Origin of the sequence: Shewanella litoralis (assembly GCF_009828585.1) — a bacterium.
In the GTDB taxonomy this organism is placed as follows: domain Bacteria; phylum Pseudomonadota; class Gammaproteobacteria; order Enterobacterales; family Shewanellaceae; genus Shewanella; species Shewanella litoralis.
In genome coordinates this window covers 1-17,079 of record NZ_WSRZ01000015.1, presented here as the reverse complement: position 1 = coordinate 17,079, position 17,079 = coordinate 1, and the positions used below count along the sequence as shown (strand labels likewise).

General features: G+C 42.0%; 14 protein-coding genes and 1 rRNA gene. 11 read left to right on the top strand and 4 right to left on the bottom strand.

The window, feature by feature from the left end; translation table 11 throughout:
- Nucleotides 1-9: 9 nt before the first annotated feature.
- The 4 genes from GQA99_RS12815 (at nucleotide 10) to nadE (ending at nucleotide 4,217) form a co-directional block, all read left to right on the top strand.
- Nucleotides 10-873: a tetratricopeptide repeat protein gene (locus tag GQA99_RS12815; RefSeq protein ID WP_160054281.1), complete on the top strand. Its 864-nt coding sequence runs from the start codon at nucleotides 10-12 to the stop codon at nucleotides 871-873.
- A 136-nt stretch (nucleotides 874-1,009) separates the two neighbouring features.
- A complete protein-coding gene (gene adk, locus GQA99_RS12810; protein WP_160054280.1) occupies nucleotides 1,010-1,654 on the top strand; it encodes an adenylate kinase in 645 nt (214 codons plus the stop codon).
- A 270-nt stretch (nucleotides 1,655-1,924) separates the two neighbouring features.
- Nucleotides 1,925-3,229 carry an inosine/guanosine kinase gene (locus tag GQA99_RS12805; protein ID WP_160054279.1) on the top strand — a complete coding sequence of 435 codons (1,305 nt, stop codon included), beginning with the start codon at nucleotides 1,925-1,927 and terminating at the stop codon, nucleotides 3,227-3,229.
- 157 nt (nucleotides 3,230-3,386) lie between these two features.
- The gene (gene nadE / locus GQA99_RS12800) at nucleotides 3,387-4,217 is read left to right on the top strand and encodes an NAD(+) synthase (protein WP_160054278.1); all 831 of its coding nucleotides are present in this window, start codon (nucleotides 3,387-3,389) and stop codon (nucleotides 4,215-4,217) included.
- Here the strand turns inward: nadE and GQA99_RS12795 are convergent.
- Nucleotides 4,214-4,771 (bottom strand): DUF6942 family protein, encoded by a 558-nt coding sequence (locus GQA99_RS12795; RefSeq protein WP_160054277.1) that lies wholly within the window; start codon nucleotides 4,769-4,771, stop codon nucleotides 4,214-4,216. The two genes, nadE and GQA99_RS12795, sit on opposite strands and share 4 nt — an antisense overlap.
- 81 nt (nucleotides 4,772-4,852) lie before the next feature.
- Here GQA99_RS12795 and GQA99_RS12790 point away from each other — a divergent pair, with 81 nt between their 5' ends.
- Complete coding sequence (locus GQA99_RS12790) at nucleotides 4,853-6,310, top strand: alpha/beta hydrolase (RefSeq protein WP_160054276.1); 1,458 nt, start codon at nucleotides 4,853-4,855, stop codon at nucleotides 6,308-6,310.
- Nucleotides 6,311-6,322: 12 nt separating this feature from the next.
- On the opposite strand, the gene GQA99_RS12785 is transcribed toward GQA99_RS12790, so the two are convergent.
- Nucleotides 6,323-8,488, bottom strand: a complete 2,166-nt coding sequence (locus tag GQA99_RS12785) for a diguanylate cyclase (RefSeq protein WP_229785896.1) — start codon at nucleotides 8,486-8,488, stop codon at nucleotides 6,323-6,325.
- Nucleotides 8,489-8,849: 361 nt separating this feature from the next.
- On the opposite strand from GQA99_RS12785, the gene GQA99_RS12780 reads away from it, so the two are divergent.
- The 4 genes from GQA99_RS12780 to GQA99_RS12765 all read left to right on the top strand — a co-directional run bounded on the left by GQA99_RS12780 (nucleotide 8,850) and on the right by GQA99_RS12765 (nucleotide 13,514).
- Nucleotides 8,850-9,116 (top strand): DUF4212 domain-containing protein, encoded by a 267-nt coding sequence (locus tag GQA99_RS12780; RefSeq protein WP_160054275.1) that lies wholly within the window; start codon nucleotides 8,850-8,852, stop codon nucleotides 9,114-9,116.
- Between the two features lie 11 nt (nucleotides 9,117-9,127).
- The gene (locus GQA99_RS12775) at nucleotides 9,128-10,846 is read left to right on the top strand and encodes a sodium:solute symporter family protein (protein ID WP_160054274.1); all 1,719 of its coding nucleotides are present in this window, start codon (nucleotides 9,128-9,130) and stop codon (nucleotides 10,844-10,846) included.
- A gap of 131 nt (nucleotides 10,847-10,977) precedes the next feature.
- Complete coding sequence (locus tag GQA99_RS12770; protein WP_160054273.1) at nucleotides 10,978-12,825, top strand: DUF294 nucleotidyltransferase-like domain-containing protein; 1,848 nt, start codon at nucleotides 10,978-10,980, stop codon at nucleotides 12,823-12,825.
- Nucleotides 12,825-13,514, top strand: a complete 690-nt coding sequence (locus tag GQA99_RS12765; RefSeq protein WP_160054272.1) for an exonuclease domain-containing protein — start codon at nucleotides 12,825-12,827, stop codon at nucleotides 13,512-13,514. Before GQA99_RS12770 ends, GQA99_RS12765 begins: the two co-directional genes overlap by 1 nt.
- A 73-nt stretch (nucleotides 13,515-13,587) precedes the next feature.
- Here the strand turns inward: GQA99_RS12765 and GQA99_RS12760 are convergent, their stop codons facing one another.
- Nucleotides 13,588-14,670, bottom strand: coding sequence for a ketoacyl-ACP synthase III (locus GQA99_RS12760; protein ID WP_160054271.1), 1,083 nt, complete (start codon nucleotides 14,668-14,670; stop codon nucleotides 13,588-13,590).
- 103 nt (nucleotides 14,671-14,773) lie between these two features.
- On the bottom strand, nucleotides 14,774-15,448 hold the full coding sequence (locus GQA99_RS12755) for a GntR family transcriptional regulator (protein WP_160054270.1): 675 nt from the start codon (nucleotides 15,446-15,448) through the stop codon (nucleotides 14,774-14,776).
- Between the two features lie 203 nt (nucleotides 15,449-15,651).
- Between GQA99_RS12755 and gmhB the strand changes: the two genes are divergently transcribed.
- Nucleotides 15,652-16,206, top strand: coding sequence for a D-glycero-beta-D-manno-heptose 1,7-bisphosphate 7-phosphatase (gmhB, locus tag GQA99_RS12750; protein ID WP_373291436.1), 555 nt, complete (start codon nucleotides 15,652-15,654; stop codon nucleotides 16,204-16,206).
- Between the two features lie 758 nt (nucleotides 16,207-16,964).
- Nucleotides 16,965-17,079 (top strand): 16S ribosomal RNA (locus GQA99_RS12745); the annotation flags it as partial.

The window sequence follows — 17,079 nt, the reverse complement described above, 5'->3', positions numbered from 1 at the left end:
GGGGGCAATATGGACTACCTGATTAATTTAACCAAAGAAAACATTCAGCAAGTTGTCGATACCTCCATGGAAAAAATGGTGGTATTGGCTTTTTGGGCGCAACAGCAGCCTGAAAGTGTACAGATGCTGCAAACGTTAGAGCAGATAGCACAAACTCAGGCGGGTCGATTTATTTTGGCAAAAGTCGATTGTGAAGCAGAAATCGAAATTGCTAATTATTTCCAAATTCAAAATTTACCCACCACATTAGTGCTCGACAAAGGCCGCCCGATTGATGGCTTTGCTGGTGTGCAAACGAAAGAACAAGTAGAGAGCCTACTCGACAAGCATTTGCCACCATTATGGGTTCAAGAGTTTGCTGCGATTAAGCAACTGTTAGCCGAAGGTGAATTAACCGCTGAAGAGTTGACGCAACTCGCGACCCAGCTGAAAACGGTATACACCAGTGCGCAGCAAGCCGCTGAAGTTGGCTTAGTCATGGCAGACGTTGCTCTACAGCAAGGGTTGTTAGCCGATGCTAAAGCATTATTAGCTCAGATTGGTTTAGCGGATCAAGACAGTTACTATCAGAATCTAATGGCCAAATTAGCCTTAGCTGAAGATGCGGCTGATACACCCGAGATCCGTCAGTTACAACAAAGTGTTGCAGAGCAACCTGATAATGTAGACGCGGTTGTTTTATTAGCAAAAGCATTAAATCTGGCGCATCGAAATGAAGAAGCTCTGGAGTTATTGTTTGCTATTTTGCAAAAAGACTTAGGCGCATTAGACGGTAAAGTTAAACAAGCCTTTATGGAGATACTCACCGCGATAGGACAGGGCAATGCGTTAGCCAATCAATATCGCCGTAAATTGTATACCTTACTGTATTAAACATGCCTTAGCGTTTTTGTTACAAACCTTATTAGATTTAGGTCTAATGTCATAACAAAAGCGCTATTAAAAGTGCGGTATATGTGCGAAAATCGCCGCCCTAAAAAGAACATAAACTTAAAAGAGGACTTTTGAGATGCGCATTATTTTATTGGGTGCCCCAGGTGCCGGTAAAGGTACCCAAGCTCAGTTCATTATGGAACAGTATGGTATCCCACAAATCTCAACCGGTGACATGTTGCGTGCAGCGGTTAAAGCTGGCACTCCATTAGGTTTAGAAGCCAAGAAAGTCATGGATGCAGGTCAATTAGTGTCTGATGATCTGATTATTGGTCTTGTGAAAGAGCGTATTGCTCAAGATGATTGTGTAAAAGGTTTCCTACTTGACGGTTTCCCTCGCACAATTCCTCAAGCAGATGCAATGGCTGAGAATGGCATTGAGATTGACCACGTGATTGAAATCGACGTCCCTGACGAAGAAATCGTTAAACGTATGAGCGGTCGTCGTGTTCACTCTGGTTCTGGCCGTGTTTATCATGTTGTGTTTAATCCACCTAAAGTGGAAGGCAAAGATGATGTAACGGGTGAAGAACTTGCTATCCGTCCAGATGACGAAGAAAGCACAGTGCGTAAGCGTTTAGGCATTTACCACGAGCAAACTAAACCATTAGTTGATTACTATGGCAAAGTGGCTGCAGAAGGTCGCACTCAGTACAACAAGTTTGACGGTACTCAGTCTGTGTCTAAAGTCAGTGAACAACTTGCTGACGTGTTAAAATAGCGATACGTGAATGTGTCATAAAAACCTGCTGATGCAGGTTTTTTTATGCCTGAAAATTGTCCCGTTAATGTCTTCCGGTACTGTGTCAGTTCAAACTGTGAGAAACAAGCCCAACAATTACTGCGATTTAAGTTAAAAGTAATATAAAATTGTCGTTTATCTATGATAAAATCTGCCGCCATTTTCGCAGAGGGCGACTTTTCAACGTTGAAGGTCGTCACAGGCAATTAACATCACACTGGCACGGACGCTAAGCTATGAGAGCCCATTATGAAGTTTCCCGGTCAACGTAAGTCAAAGCACTATTTTCCTGTAAACAGTCGTGATCCTTTATTGGCTCAACTTACGCAGCAGCCGCAGCCATTTTCGACTTATATTTGTGGTATTGATCAGACGCTTGTCGATATTGAAGCCAAAGTCGAAGACGAATTACTTGAGCGTTATGGTTTACCTAAAGGTAACTCAACCTTGATTAACGATGAGCAAGCGCATAATTTATATCATGAGCTTAAATCGAATGAAATGATCAGCGACGAGTTTGCTGGTGGTACCATCGGAAATACGGTCCACAATTATTCTATTTTAGCGGACGATCGTTCGGTATTATTTGGCGTTATGAGCCAAAAGGTTATGGTTGGCAGCTACGCATATCGTTACTTATGTAACACCTCATCGAAAGTGGATTTAAACTATTTACAGCCTGTTGATGGTCCTATTGGCCGTTGTTTTACCTTGATTTCTGATTGTGGTGAACGCACGTTTGCTATCAGCAAGGGCTCAATGGACAAGTTAACCCCAGAGTTTATCAACAAAGACGTTATCCAAGGCAGCTCGGCATTAGTGTTAACCGCTTATTTGATGCGAGCCAGTGATGGTGATGGCATTACCGATGCCGCGATGACTGCCATTGAATACGCTAAAGAAGCCGAAGTGCCTGTGGTACTAACCTTAGGAACACGCTTTTTAATTCAAGAAGATCCCAAATGGTGGCAAGACTTTATTCGCAATCATGTGACTATTTTGGCCATGAACGAAGATGAAGGCGAGGCGCTAACGGGCTTTAAAGACCCGTTATTGGCCAGTGAAGCAGCGCTTGAATGGTGTGATATGGTATTAACTACCGCAGGGCCGATTGGTTTATATACCGCAGGTTATGCAGAAGACAGCGCCAAACGTGAAACCAGTCATTTACTGTTACCGGGCGCAATCCCTGAGTTTAACCGCTATGAGTTTTCACGGCCCATGCTCAAAGAAGATTGTGAAACGCCCATTAAGGTGTACGCGCACATTTCTCCGTACATGGGCGGTCCAGAACTTATTCGTAATACTAATGGCGCGGGTGATGGTGCGTTATCGGCTTTGCTGCACGATTTGTCTGCCAATACCTTCCATAAAACCAACGTACCAGGGTCAAGCAAGCATAAACGCGATGGCTTATGCTACTCATCGTTTTCGCAAGTGTGCAAGTATGCTAACCGTGTTGCATATGAAGTGTTAGCGCAACATAGCCCGCGTTTATCGCGTGGCTTACCTGAGCGTGAAGACAGTTTAGAAGAGTCATATTGGGAGCGATAATTTCGCTTTAGTTAAAAAAAACGATAATGCATCATCATTATCGTTTTTTTTTGCCTGGAATTTAATAGAATAGTCTCAGCTCAGGTACAATCAAAACTTATCCATTTATTAACAGCAATTAGCATCAACTATCAAAGTAAGTAATCAGGAGCGTCACGTGAAAGGACAAATCTTAAGAGAGATGCATGTACTTAAGGCTATTGAGCCTGAGTTTGAAGTTCAGCGCCGAGTTGCATTTATTAAAGCAAAGCTTAAAGAATCGCACTGCCATAGCGTAGTGCTTGGCATTAGTGGTGGTGTGGACTCTTCTCTTGCTGGTCGTTTGTGCCAGTTAGCCGTAGACAGCTTAAATACAGAACAGAGTGACACAACTTATCAATTTATTGCTGTTCGTCTGCCATATCAAGTGCAAAAAGATGAAGATGAAGCACAGTTAGCCTGTCAGTTTATTCAGCCTTCAAAGCAGGTCACGGTGAACATTGCTGACGGAGTCTTGGGCGTTCATCATGCCACTCTAGCGGGTTTAGTTGAGGCTGGTATGACATTACCAGAAGAAAACAAAGTCGATTTCGTCAAAGGTAATGTTAAAGCCCGAATGCGGATGATTGCGCAGTATAATATTGCCGGTTTGGTGGGGGGATTAGTGGTAGGTACCGATCACAGCGCTGAAAATATTACCGGTTTTTATACTAAATTTGGTGACGGTGCTTGTGATTTAGCGCCATTATTTGGATTAAATAAACGTCAAGTGCGCAAGCTTGCAGCATTTTTAGGTGCTCCAGCGTTATTAGTTAACAAAGCACCCACAGCAGATTTAGAAGACAATAAACCACAGTTAGAAGATGAAGTGGCACTGGGATTAACCTACGATCAAATTGATGACTTTTTGGAAGGCAAAGATGTGCCTAAGTCAGTAGAAGATAAATTGGTTGGAATTTACAAGCGCACTCAACATAAGCGTCAGCCTATCCCAACCATTTACGATTAGTTTAGGGATAAATCTTCGCTGGCAATCAGCTGCCTTGTTGTTTCAATAAGGGCATTGGCATATTGTCGATAATCTAAATACGGCGTCAGTAAACAGGTTTGCTGGCGCTGTATTTTATTATTAACGTCAACTGTTTGTGTATGTTCAATGGTGTGTAAACCAAGCCGTTGTTGGGTTTCTTTACCGCAGACAATGTGCCAGCACTTTGGGTTGAATAACGGCTCAGTCGCATGGCTTAATTGGTCTGGAATAATCTGTATTTGGCAGCTTAATCGGTGCGCTAATGATTGTGGCGATATATCTTGAAGCAGACCTTGTCTGATTGGCTTCCAGGCACCTCCCTTGTTTGCGCTTAGGTCGGCGTGTCGGCAACAAATTTTAGCCATAATAGTGACAATTTTACGCCAATGATTACCATTTAATGCAATGATATCCGTGATGGCATTAAGGTGATTATGATGCCAGTTAGGCGGCAATATCGGTGGGGTAGGCAGGTAGAAAATCACCTCAGCGTGACTTGGCCCTAAGGTTAATATGGTTGGCTGTGATGGCATGGTATTCCTCTATGACTGCATTGAAAAAAGTCATTATTAAACAACAAATGAGTTTACGATAATCATTGATTAAGGCAAAAAATGCGTGCGATTGTGATTGGTTCTACAAAACACCTACTGTTTGCCAGCTTTTATGCTGCAATCGGGATTAGTGTTGCCATTCTGTTTACCGCTGTATGGCTGTTAAACGATCGGCCTAATTTATCAATATGGCATACCACGCATCTCACATCAGAATATCATCAACAATCTGGTTTAGCCGATTTTAATCAATACCTTAAATTAGAAGATAAACTGTTTGCTGAAGTTGAGCGCAAGATATATCGTCAATACCAACCACAGATATCCTCACCACTGAATCGTTATGAGCGTCACAGTTTGTCTGACCCCGCCTTGTGGCAACAAAACTGGAACCGCTCTTTTGAATGGCAAAACTCTCAGGCTGAATTTGGCCTTTTGCTGATCCACGGCATGTCAGATTCACCTTATGTGATGTCGCATATCGCGCAGCATTATCAACACCAAGCGCATATTGTGGGATTAAGATTACCCGGCCATGGCACCGTACCTTCAGGACTGACAGACATTACCTGGCCAGATTTAGCGGGCGCGGTATCTCTTGCCGCAGCACATTTGGCTACCAAGTTGCCAGGTAAACCCATTTATGTTGCCGGTTTTTCTACCGGCGCAGCCTTAGCATTAAACCATGAGCTTGAAAATATTAACCTTAATAAGCCGACAGACTTTGCGGGAATGATATTTTTATCTCCCGCGATAGGCCTCGCACCTATTGCTGCTGGGGCATATTGGCAAGCTAAGTTGGGACGAGCATTAGGCCAAGATAAGCTGTACTGGAATAGTATTCAAGCTGAGTATGATCCTTTTCGATATCAATCTTTTGCCGTCAATGCGGGGGACGTGGTCTACCGTTTAACTTTACGCAATCAAACGTTACTGGCTGGGTTAACGGATAAGCAATACCAGGCCATAGCACCGATATTAACGTTTCAGTCAGTGGTCGATGATACCGTGTCGTCCTTATCTGTGGTTGAAAAACTTTATCAACACTTGCCAGCATCTAAAGGGCATGAATTAGTGCTATTCGATGTCAATCGCAAACACAGCCATAATCAATTATTAATGCATGACCCTTTAGCACCGTTTGCGCCTTTTTGGCTCACGACGCCATTACCTTATCGTTTGAGTTTGCTTGAAAATGATATGCAACATGATAATCATGTACAAGTGCGAGAACTGGCAAAGAACACCAATTCAACGGATGTACAGGCGCTGACATTAACCTGGCCTAAAGAAGTGTATTCATTGTCTCATGTGGCATTAACCTTCCCCATAGAAGACACCTTGTATGGCCCATTAGCCAGTGAAGAGTCAGACAAAATACAAATAGGTCGAGGAATATACCAGGGTGAGAGAGGGATCTTTAGTGTCACAGCTGCAGATATGTTACGCCAAAAATGGAACCCATTTTACCCGTATATGATGAGTCGGATGGACGGGTTTATTCAACACCGCCCATAACGTTATATCAGCTTATTGAGTGATAATATCGATGACGGTCTTATTGCGTCCATCTTGTTTTGCTTGATAGAGATTGTCGTCTGCAATTTTTATCCACTTGTCTAACTCATCTGCGTAGTTGGGATTGGCGGTAATGGCGCCTATACTTACCGTGATATGAAAAGATCGTTTGTCCTCTGGCGATATCATCTCAAACTCAGCTAAAGCCTCCCTAAAGCTGTTTAAGTGATGCTGTATATGCAGGGCGTTAGTCAGTGGTAAAATGAGTAAGAACTCTTCTCCACCATATCGAGAAACAATATCTATATCGCGTTTAAAGTATTTTTGCAGTAATTGGGCAAATATACGTAAACACTCATCTCCAGCTAAATGGCCATAGTTGTCATTAATCTTTTTAAAGAGATCTAAATCCAATACTGCAACGGTAATAGCTTGTTCACTTCGTAAACAAAAATCCAATAATTCAGTAAATTTACGTTCAGCGTACCGGCGGTTGTACAAACCGGTTAGTGGGTCTCGATCAACAAGCTCTTTGAGCTTGCGGTTTGCAGCCTCTAACTCTTCCGTCCTTCTTGCTACAGTATCTTCAAGTTCGACTTGATGATCGATTAATTGCTGTTTACTGGCGGCTAAACGTTGATACAAACTGAATACTTCTTTGGGCGAATTTTCGTCAATGCTTTGCACTTTATTCAGACCTAATCCAGATGGGCTAAATTGGCTAGCGACCGCCTCTAAAGGCACGGTAAGTAATGCACTGAGTTTTTTTGAAATGTAAAACGTACCCAATAACGATATTAGTAGCATGATGAAACTACTGAACATTTGCTCTTCAGCCAGTTTAAGCAAAGGAGAGAATTCTTTTAGGATATATACCGTCCAGCCGTTATCCAGTGTTTTGTGGGCATAAATATACTCTGGCACTATTGATTTAGGACGTTCAATATTGAGTAGCTCTAAGCTTGTTTGATAGACACCTTTGTTGATGGCAAAGGTAAATGGCGATAACGAATTTAACCCAAGCTTTTCAGAAGCGTAAATAATTTGGTTTTGTTCATCAACCATCACCACCGATTCATCCTCGGCATACTCATTAGTTTGGTCTACATGTGAAAAATGATTTAAATCAAGAGAGCCTTCAATGATCCCTGCCGTAGTCGTGTGCTGTTCATTGGTATAAAACGGTGCGCTCATGGCAATAATGGAATCATTACCAAAGCCTCGCCCAAGAAATACCGATGACACAAATAAGCGGTGGTTGTAAAACGATTCAATAAAGTAATCGCGGTCTTTAATGCTCACATTTTGTGTTTTACTTTGGGCTAATAAACGCGATACAGGGCTGGCCGCAACGATTTCAGCTTGAGGATTGGCAATCAACATACTGATAAAACCGGGATAGCTACTGTGTAAATTAGACAAAATCGGTTGCCATCGTAATGGATCGTCAGCGGCAATCGTTAATTGATTCGCTGCGTTTGCAATAACCGTTTTGTGACTGTTAATGTAATTTTGAGCTGAGGTTGCTAAATGAGACACCGCATCATTGATGTTTTTTCTTAACATCGTTTGTTGGCGTTCTAAATAATAATAGTTAAATATCAACGCAGAAAACAACAAGGTGAGGGTAACCATGAGGGTGAAAAAGTAAGTGAGTTGCGCACTTAATAAGCGGCGATGACGATCTTTAACCTTGTCTTTAAAAAACCACAGTTTTGGTATTGCTAAAATAAGCAGTGAGGCAATGCTGGTATAAACCAAGCCATTAACGCCTTGTTTAGCAATAATAAAACCTAAATGCGATGACGGAATATCCATGATAAAGGTGACATACACGTAAACCAATGGCGCACCAATAATTAACCAGTATGCAGCATCGGCATACAAAGCATAAATATCACGTCGTCTGGCGTAACCTAAAAATAATGCTTCAAGCCCAAAGAATAAATAAACATGAGGACTGTCCCAGTTAATCATTAGCCCTGTCGAGGCGAGCATTGCGGTCACAAATGCATACCAAGGCCCGAGTAATACAGCTGCTATTACGGTGACAGTATTGCCCAGTACAAATTGCACATTGGCAAAAAACTGGATGGGGTAATAATTAATTAACAAACCCACTACGCCTAACGCAATAGAAAAAAGTAGATGTTGTTGGTTAACCTTGGGAAGCTTCAAAAAGAGATCCTTATTGATTTTATTATAAAAAGCGTCTTGCTATTCAACACTTATCTCAAGAAACCATTGAGATTTCAATGTAAAACCAGACTTTTTATTATTCCTTTGTATTTTTAATACCTTAAGAATGCCAATTAATAACGCTTTTACAGGTCACTTTTGTTCGACCTTGGTCTAACTGAGTTTAACCAGTATGCAACACTTATACAATATTATTTATGTTAAGTTATTAATTTATATTGATTTTATGTGTTTTGTTTACCTTTAGTATATTCGGGTACGACTAAGGTCTTGATTGTGGTGTTGCCCTGAGTTGCTAAATTAACAATGACTTTACAAAAACTAACACAGGGGAGTCGCAATGAGTTTTGAAAATAACGATAAGGCAGCGGGTTACTGGCGTGAGAATTTACGCTTAGTACTTAGCTTGCTTGCAATTTGGGCTGCAGTGTCTTTTGGCTGCGGTATTTTATTAGTTGATGTATTAAACGAATTCACCTTTATGGGATTCAAACTGGGGTTTTGGTTTGCGCAGCAGGGTGCAATGTATGTATTCGTGGCGCTGATTTTTGTTTACGTAGCGAAAGCTAATGCATTAGACAAAAAATACAATGTTCAGGAAGACTAAGGGGCACTACGATGGATGTTCAAACACTCACTTATTTAATTGTCGGCGCCACATTTGCGTTGTACATCGGGATCGCCATTTGGTCTCGTGCAGGTTCTACTAAAGAGTTTTATGTTGCTGGTGGCGGTGTTCACCCTGTGATGAACGGCATGGCAACGGCGGCAGACTGGATGTCTGCGGCATCATTTATTTCACTAGCAGGTATTGTGTCGTTTGTTGGCTATGATGGTTCTGTATATTTAATGGGCTGGACAGGCGGTTACGTACTATTAGCATTATGTATGGCACCATATTTACGTAAGTTTGGTAAGTTTACCGTACCAGACTTTATTGGTGACCGTTATTACTCGCAAACCGCGCGTACGGTTGCGGTAATTTGTGCCATTTTTATCTGTTTTACTTATATCGCAGGTCAAATGCGAGGCGTAGGTGTGGTGTTCTCTCGCTTCTTAGAAGTTGAGGTGGAAACCGGCGTATACATAGGTATGGCGGTGGTGTTCTTTTATGCGGTATTAGGCGGCATGAAAGGGATTACTTACACTCAGGTCGCGCAGTATTGTGTATTAATTTTTGCTTTCATGGTGCCAGCTATCTTTATTTCGGTGATGATGACAGGTCATATTTTACCGCAAATCGGCTTTGGTGCTGAGTTAGTCGACGCTGCGGGTAATGGCACTGGAGTGTACTTACTCGATAAACTTGATGGCTTATCAGCAGAACTTGGTTTCTCCCAATACACCGAAGGTTCTAAAGACATGATCGATGTGTTCTTTATTACCGGTGCATTAATGTTTGGTACTGCAGGTTTACCACATGTAATCGTACGTTTCTTTACGGTACCTAAAGTGAAAGATGCACGAGTCTCTGCTGGCTGGGCATTAGTGTTTATCGCAATTATGTACACTACGGTTCCTGCGTTATCTGCATTCTCACGAGTGAATATGATTGAGACCATTAATGGTCCTGACTCAACAGGTGTAGATTATGAAACAGCACCTTCTTGGATTAAAAACTGGGAAAAAACAGGACTGATTACCTGGGAAGATAAAAACAACGATGGAAAGATTTTTTACACCAGTGGTGATAAAAATGAAATGAACATCGACCGCGATATTATCGTACTTGCCACGCCTGAAATTGCATCGCTTCCAGCATGGGTTATTGCCCTTGTTGCAGCGGGTGGTTTAGCGGCTGCATTATCGACTTCAGCGGGTCTGTTGCTTGTTATCTCTACTTCGGTATCGCATGACTTGCTTAAGAAAAATTTGATGCCAGATATTTCTGACCAAAAAGAGTTGATGTACGCTCGTATTGCCGCGGCATTAGGTGTGGTGATGGCCGGATACTTTGGTATTAATCCGCCAGGCTTTGTGGCTGCGGTGGTGGCGATTGCGTTTGGTCTTGCTGCAGCATCGTTATTCCCAGCTATTATCATGGGGATCTTCTCTAAGACTATGAATAGAGAAGGCGCGATTGCAGGTATGGTGATTGGCTTACTGTCTACTGCGGGTTACATTGCTTACTTTAAGTTTATTAATCCTGCTGCCAATACATCTGAAAACTGGTTCTTCGGTATTTCGCCAGAAGGTTTTGGCATGGTGGGCATGTTTATTAACTTTGGTGTGGCATTTGCGGTCAGTAAAGTGACAGCTAAGATACCTGATGAAATTGTAGAAATGGTTGAGTCTATCCGTTTCCCTAAAGGATCGGGTGAAGCACACGACCACTAATCATCACTCTTGATTATTAAACAAATTGAAAGAGCGCTTCGGCGCTCTTTTTGTTGGGCTTAAGTCCTATAGCAACCATATCAACGCCTTTGCTATAGTGTTTATATTGATGTATTCAATATGGGCATAATATGGATGCAAGCGAGTTACAACCCGTCGAGCAGTTTTTAGCTGCACACTCTCCATTTGATTCATTACCCGCTGAGGTGATTAGCCGTTGCGCTAAAAACATTACGGTTGGCTATTACAGTAAAGCTTCTGCTTTTGTCGAGTTTGATACCCAAAACCCTAAATTGTATATCGTCCGCAGTGGCGCATTTGAGGTGCGCGATCCTGAAGGCATACTGGTTGATCGGGTTGCAGAAGGCGAATGCTTTGGTTTTTCGACGCTATTATCGGGCGAAAAGGTTGTTAATAAAGTGGCCATTTTAGAAGATGGTTTGGTGTACCACTTACCTCAAGCCATTTTTGCGCAATTACGCGCAGAGCAGCGCAGTTTTGATCAGTTCTTTGCTCGAGCGTTTGCTAAGCGTTTGCGTAATGAAGGGCGCTTTAAAGCAAAAGATCTCACCACGACCAGTCGTATTACCTCAATTATGTGTGCTAAGCCCATTATTGTTCAGGCTCATGACAGTGTCATCGATGCGGCTAAAATCATGCGTGATCACCGAGTGTCGTCAGTCCTGGTGATTGATAATGACAAGCTTGTGGGTATTTTAACTGACCGTGATTTACGAAACCGTATTATCGCGGAAGGGTTAGATGTTAATACTTTGGTGAGTCAAGCCATGACGGTTAGCCCCATCACCACTCATGCCAATGCACTAGTTTTTGAAACCATGCTCACCATGAGCGAACACAATATTCACCACTTGCCGGTTGTTGATGGCAGTAAAGCCATTGGGATGATCACCAGCACAGATATTTTACGTGCGCAGCGTTCGCAACCCTTATTACTCATTGGTGAAATTGGCCGCCAGGCTAACATCGATAGCTTAATCCAAGTCAGTAAACAAATTCCGTTATTACTGCAAAACCTCATCAGTGCTGACGCCAGGGCTGAAGAGATTGGCCGAGTATTAACGTCGGTAACTGATGCCTTAACGCGCCGCTTAATTGAGTTAAACCAGCAAATTTTAGGTAAGGCACCCATGGCCTTTTGTTGGTTAGCCTTTGGCTCGCAAGGCCGCCAAGATCAAGTGGCGTGTTCTGATCAAGACAATGGTTTATTGCTGGCGCACGAACCTGATGAATTGGCCGCTGCTTATTTTGAGGCATTAACTCAAGCCGTATGCAAAGGACTTGATCAGTGTGGTTATGTTTATTGCCCTGGCGATATTATGGCGCAAAATCCGAAGTGGCGTTTACCGTTAAATCAATGGAAATCGTTATTCAAACATTGGGTATTAACGCCTGAGCCTAAAGCATTAATGCATGCCAGCATCTTTTTTGATATGCGTGCGGTATTTGGGCCAATGAGCTTATTCAGTGAATTACAAGATGACGTATTAGCGTCGACAAAAGACAACGACATATTTCTAGCGGGTATGGCAGGAAACTCGTTAACCGAATCACCGCCGTTGGGTTTTTTTAGAAAATTTGTACTTGAACGTGATGGCAGTGAAGTCAAAGGTATGGATTTAAAGCATAAGGGCAGTGCATTGATTAATGATATTGCCAGAGTGTATGCATTAAGCGCAGGGATAAAGGAAGTCAATACCGCCAAGAGGATAAGAGTCTTGATGGAAGCCAACATCATTAATCGTAAAGATGCACTAAATCTTGCTGATGCGCATGAATTTATTGCTCATATGCGCCTCGCTAATCAAGGGTATCAAGTAACCAATAATTTACCGGTGAATAATTTTTTAAAGCCACAGCATTTATCCTCATTGCTAAGGCATCAACTGCGCGATGCATTTAAGGTGGTGCATGACGCGCAAGCAGGGATTAAATTGAAGTTTTTGAGGAGTTTTTAGTGGCCAATCTGTGGTGGATAAAAACGTTATTGTGGCGTAGCAAAACAAAAGTGTTACCTTTGCCTTTACAAAATTATTTAGCGGCAATCACGCCGGTATTGAATCAACGTTTTATCGATGCACCATTAATGGCTATTGACCTAGAAATGACAGGGTTAGACCCTAAGAATGACCAAGTGATTAGTATCGGCTTAGTGCCGATAGTGAAAGGCGAGATCCCATTAGCAAAAGCGCAACATCTCATGATTGCCATTAGCGGCAGTGTCGGACACAGCGCCACTGTTCATGGCATTGTTGATCATCAACTGCACACCGCTTTAACTTTGCCAGAAGCGATGTCATGGTTTTTATCGCAAACCGAAGGTCATATTTTAATTGCACATCATGCACCACTAGACATCCAGTTTATTCAACAACAGCTGGTACGCTGTTTTGGTCACTCAATCCCGTTGGTCTTTATTGATACTTTAGCTATTGAAAAAAAACGCAGGTTGCAACAACAAGATATTTTACAGCAAGGATCGTTAAGGTTAGGTGCAAGCCGAGCGCGTTATCATTTACCTGTATATTCGGCTCATAATGCTCTGGTTGATGCGTTATCGTGTGCAGAGCTCTTGCTCGCGCAAGTGGCGGCGATGGGGGATGTTAAAAAGTTAACAGTAAAGAAATTGATTGATGTTATTGGGTAAGTTGTTAAATCGCGGTTTGTGATTAAAGACAAGAAAGCCAGATTAAGACTGACTTTCTTGTATCAATAAGGCGTTATTCTGCAGCTTTAGCTTTACTAAAAAAATAATCAACAGCAGGTTTGATTAATTCCAATGCAGTTTTGTCACATGGGGGTAATGTCGCTTCGCTAATATTAATTGGCGTAGTGCGCTCGCCCCATTTTAACAGCATGGCGGCAGAGGTTAAGCCCGCACCAAAAGCACAAGACAAAATTGTTTGGCCTGGCACAATTTTACCTTGTGATAACGCATCACAAATCGCGATAGGGATAGTTGCTGCAGATGTATTGCCATAGTCGGCAATATTCACAAAAGCTTTTTCTTTAGGAATTTTCATCCGGCTAACGAGAGTGTCGATAATACGTTCGTTTGCTTGATGGGGAATGACAAAATCAACATCATTAATGTCGGTATTGCATTTCTCAAGCACTTTAGCGCTTAAATTACCCATGCCATGGATTGCACGCTTAAATACATCTTGACCGTTGATGTGGATATAAAAATCCAGAGACTCAGTATCAAATCGGTCCATTTGGGTGCCAAAGTTAGATTGTAAAATATCGCGCCCTTCAGGATCGTTATTTAACTCATAACCTAATATGCCGCCTGGACTGTCACTGGCTTCTAGTACAATTGCGCCAGCGCCATCGCCAAACAATACTGCGGTTTCACGGCGAGACCAATCTAAATAAAAAGATAACCGCTCAGCACCAATGATAAGAATCTTTTTATTTTGGCCGCTTTTAATCATTGAACTTGCTAAGCCTACGCCATACAAAAATCCACTACAGGCGGCATTAATATCAAAAGCGCCACATGTTGCACCAATATTGGCCTGTACGGTAGAAGCAATGTTAGGAATTAACGTATCCGGGCTGGCGGTGGCTAAAATAATTAAATCCAATTCACTGCCATCTATACCAGCTGCTGCAAGCGCGTGCTTTGCCGCAACCGATGCCATTTCAGAGGTATTAACATGGCTTATATTACGTTTACTGATCCCTGTACGCGTTTTAATCCATTCATCGGTAGTTTCCATGAATGTGGCTAAATCGTCATTGGTCAGTGTGGCGGTCGGTACTGATTTTCCCCAACCGGTAATGTGTGCATACTGCATAGCAATTCTCTTAATATATGTTGATAGTCATCTGTTTAACATCAATAGTCTGGTATAGAAGCTTATTCGGCCCTAAGGTTTATGATTGATATTATCATTGTTGTTATGACTTAATTTTTTGTTCTACTAATTGGGTAATCGAATCTGCAGCATGCAAAATATGTAGGCGCAGTAAATCGGTTGCTTTTTGGACATCACGATCTTTACACAGTTCAAGTAAAATCCTGTGTTCACGCTCAGCGGTAGGTATTCCACCAGTAAACAACAATTGCAAACGAATATACCGATCGCAATTGGTATTTAAGCCGTGAACCACATCGAGAGTATGGGGGCGGTTTGCCGCCTCGTACAAACGGGTATGAAAACGGGTGTTAAGCTCACTCCAACTGGCCACTGATTCTTTAAGCTTAAATGCCAATTCCAGTTGTACGAGCACGGCTTCTGCTGCTTCGAGGTCTTGCTCGGTCAAATTAGGAATGGCTTTTGCCAATAAATCTGACTCAATCATGGCGCGAAGTTCAAATAACTCGGTTACTTGTTCAACTGACAGTTTCGTTGCTGTCGCCCCTTTATGGGGTTCAAAATTAACTAAGCCTTCAGCTTCTAATTGCACTAAGGCTTCACGAACTGGAATTCGGCTCACATTTAACTGTTCAGCAATTGCTGACTGTCTTAGCGGTTCGCCTCCTGCTATATCACCAGAAAGGATCTGTTCTCTGAGCGCTTCCACAACAAGTTGTGTTCGTGTTTTATGAATAATAGGAGGTATATTGCTCATGTATTTTTGTGTTCATCACTAATTTCTTCGAGCAAGGGTAACGCTTAGCAGCCGCATTATAAAGTGAAACATATGCATAAATGCAGATAAACATCATAAAAATGGACTAAATGATTAAATACGCAAAATTAAACAGTTTGTCTGGCACCAAATTGATGTCAGTGGGATAATCTGCTCAGTATTGAGTTTGAGGAGTGACTAGGTTGAAGAAGGCTGTATTTTTAGATCGCGATGGCGTTATTAATAAAGACACTGGTTATGTGCATAATGTCGATGACTTCGAATATATCGATGGCGTGTTTGAAGCATGTTTAGCATTAAAAGAGATGGGCTATCTACTTGTTGTAGTCACTAACCAATCAGGTATTGCTCGTGGTATGTACAGCGAAGATGACTTTCATCATTTAACCGAGTGGATGGATTGGAACTTTGCTGACAAAGGTGTCGACCTTGATGGTATCTATTATTGTCCACATCATCCTGAAAAAGGTTTAGGTGAATATAAGCAAGATTGCGATTGTAGAAAACCTAAACCCGGTATGCTTAATTCTGCATCCCAATTTCTTAACATTGATTTAAGCCAATCAGTGATGGTCGGCGATAAAGCCGATGACATGAGAGCGGCAAAAGCGGCTGGTATTAATAGCGCGATATTAGTGCGTTCAGGTAAAGTCGTCGACGAAGCTGGCATCGAGCTTGCTACAGCAGTAGTCGACAGTATTGCTGACGTACCAAACATACTCCGCCAGCCTGAATAACAACACGTCACTTAAAGCAAGGTAGTCTTTGGCAAATAATGCCTTGCTACCTTCTACTATTTTTAGTTTATGACTTAATTCCCTCCCAGCATTTCAGCCCACCAGGCTAATATCATGTCAGTAATGGCATTGCCAAATGGGTTGTTTTTAATGACGCATTGAATTAACCCTTAGTCAGTTATCGCAATTAAGATGGGTAATCACTCATGATTAACATGCTATTAACCTCGTTTGAGGCATATATCCGTCTCAATAAGCTTATTTAGACGCTTTTTCACTCTACAGCCAGTTTTAACGCCCTAATCGACTATGATAATAATAATTACAACAAAGTTAAAGTCGGCCTTATTTGTACATAATGTCAGCATAAACAGCTAAAAACATGTCGTTGAGTCTAAAAACTGCGCAATTAGGCATTAATATCAAATAAATTTTATAAAACCCCTTGCGCAATAAATTGAGTTCCCTATAATGCGCACCACTGACACGGAACACAGCGTCTAACGCATTGTTACCAAGTCCGCTCTTTAACAATTTATCAAGTAATCTGTGTGGACATTCACAGGTATTGGGTTATTCGAAATTGTCTTCTTGTTCTTCGGAATGTAGGCAATCAAAAAATTTAAACTCGATGATGAGAATGTTCATAGTAATATGAAGCTACAGCAATGTAGTGAGTAATTTGTGAGCTCTTTGAGCGAAGCGAATTATGACAGTAGAATTCATTGAGCCGTTCGACGTAGTCGAACAAAAAACTTTAATTGAAGAGTTTGATCATGGCTCAGATTGAACGCTGGCGGCAGGCCTAACACATGCAAGTCGAGCGGTAACAGAGAGTAAGCTTGCTTACTTTGCTGACGAGCGGCGGACGGG

What these genes read in the sequence shown, in the direction of transcription:
- GQA99_RS12760 (WP_160054271.1), bottom strand. Translation starts at nt 14,670, where the DNA reads ATGCAGTATGCACACATTACCGGTTGGGGAAAATCAGTACCGACCGCC.
- GQA99_RS12795 (WP_160054277.1), bottom strand. Translation starts at nt 4,771, where the DNA reads ATGCCATCACAGCCAACCATATTAACCTTAGGGCCAAGTCACGCTGAG.
- GQA99_RS12815 (WP_160054281.1), top strand. Translation starts at nt 10, where the DNA reads ATGGACTACCTGATTAATTTAACCAAAGAAAACATTCAGCAAGTTGTC.
- GQA99_RS12805 (WP_160054279.1), top strand. Translation starts at nt 1,925, where the DNA reads ATGAAGTTTCCCGGTCAACGTAAGTCAAAGCACTATTTTCCTGTAAAC.
- GQA99_RS12790 (WP_160054276.1), top strand. Translation starts at nt 4,853, where the DNA reads ATGCGTGCGATTGTGATTGGTTCTACAAAACACCTACTGTTTGCCAGC.
- GQA99_RS12755 (WP_160054270.1), bottom strand. Translation starts at nt 15,448, where the DNA reads ATGAGCAATATACCTCCTATTATTCATAAAACACGAACACAACTTGTT.
- GQA99_RS12770 (WP_160054273.1), top strand. Translation starts at nt 10,978, where the DNA reads ATGGATGCAAGCGAGTTACAACCCGTCGAGCAGTTTTTAGCTGCACAC.
- GQA99_RS12775 (WP_160054274.1), top strand. Translation starts at nt 9,128, where the DNA reads ATGGATGTTCAAACACTCACTTATTTAATTGTCGGCGCCACATTTGCG.
- GQA99_RS12780 (WP_160054275.1), top strand. Translation starts at nt 8,850, where the DNA reads ATGAGTTTTGAAAATAACGATAAGGCAGCGGGTTACTGGCGTGAGAAT.
- adk (WP_160054280.1), top strand. Translation starts at nt 1,010, where the DNA reads ATGCGCATTATTTTATTGGGTGCCCCAGGTGCCGGTAAAGGTACCCAA.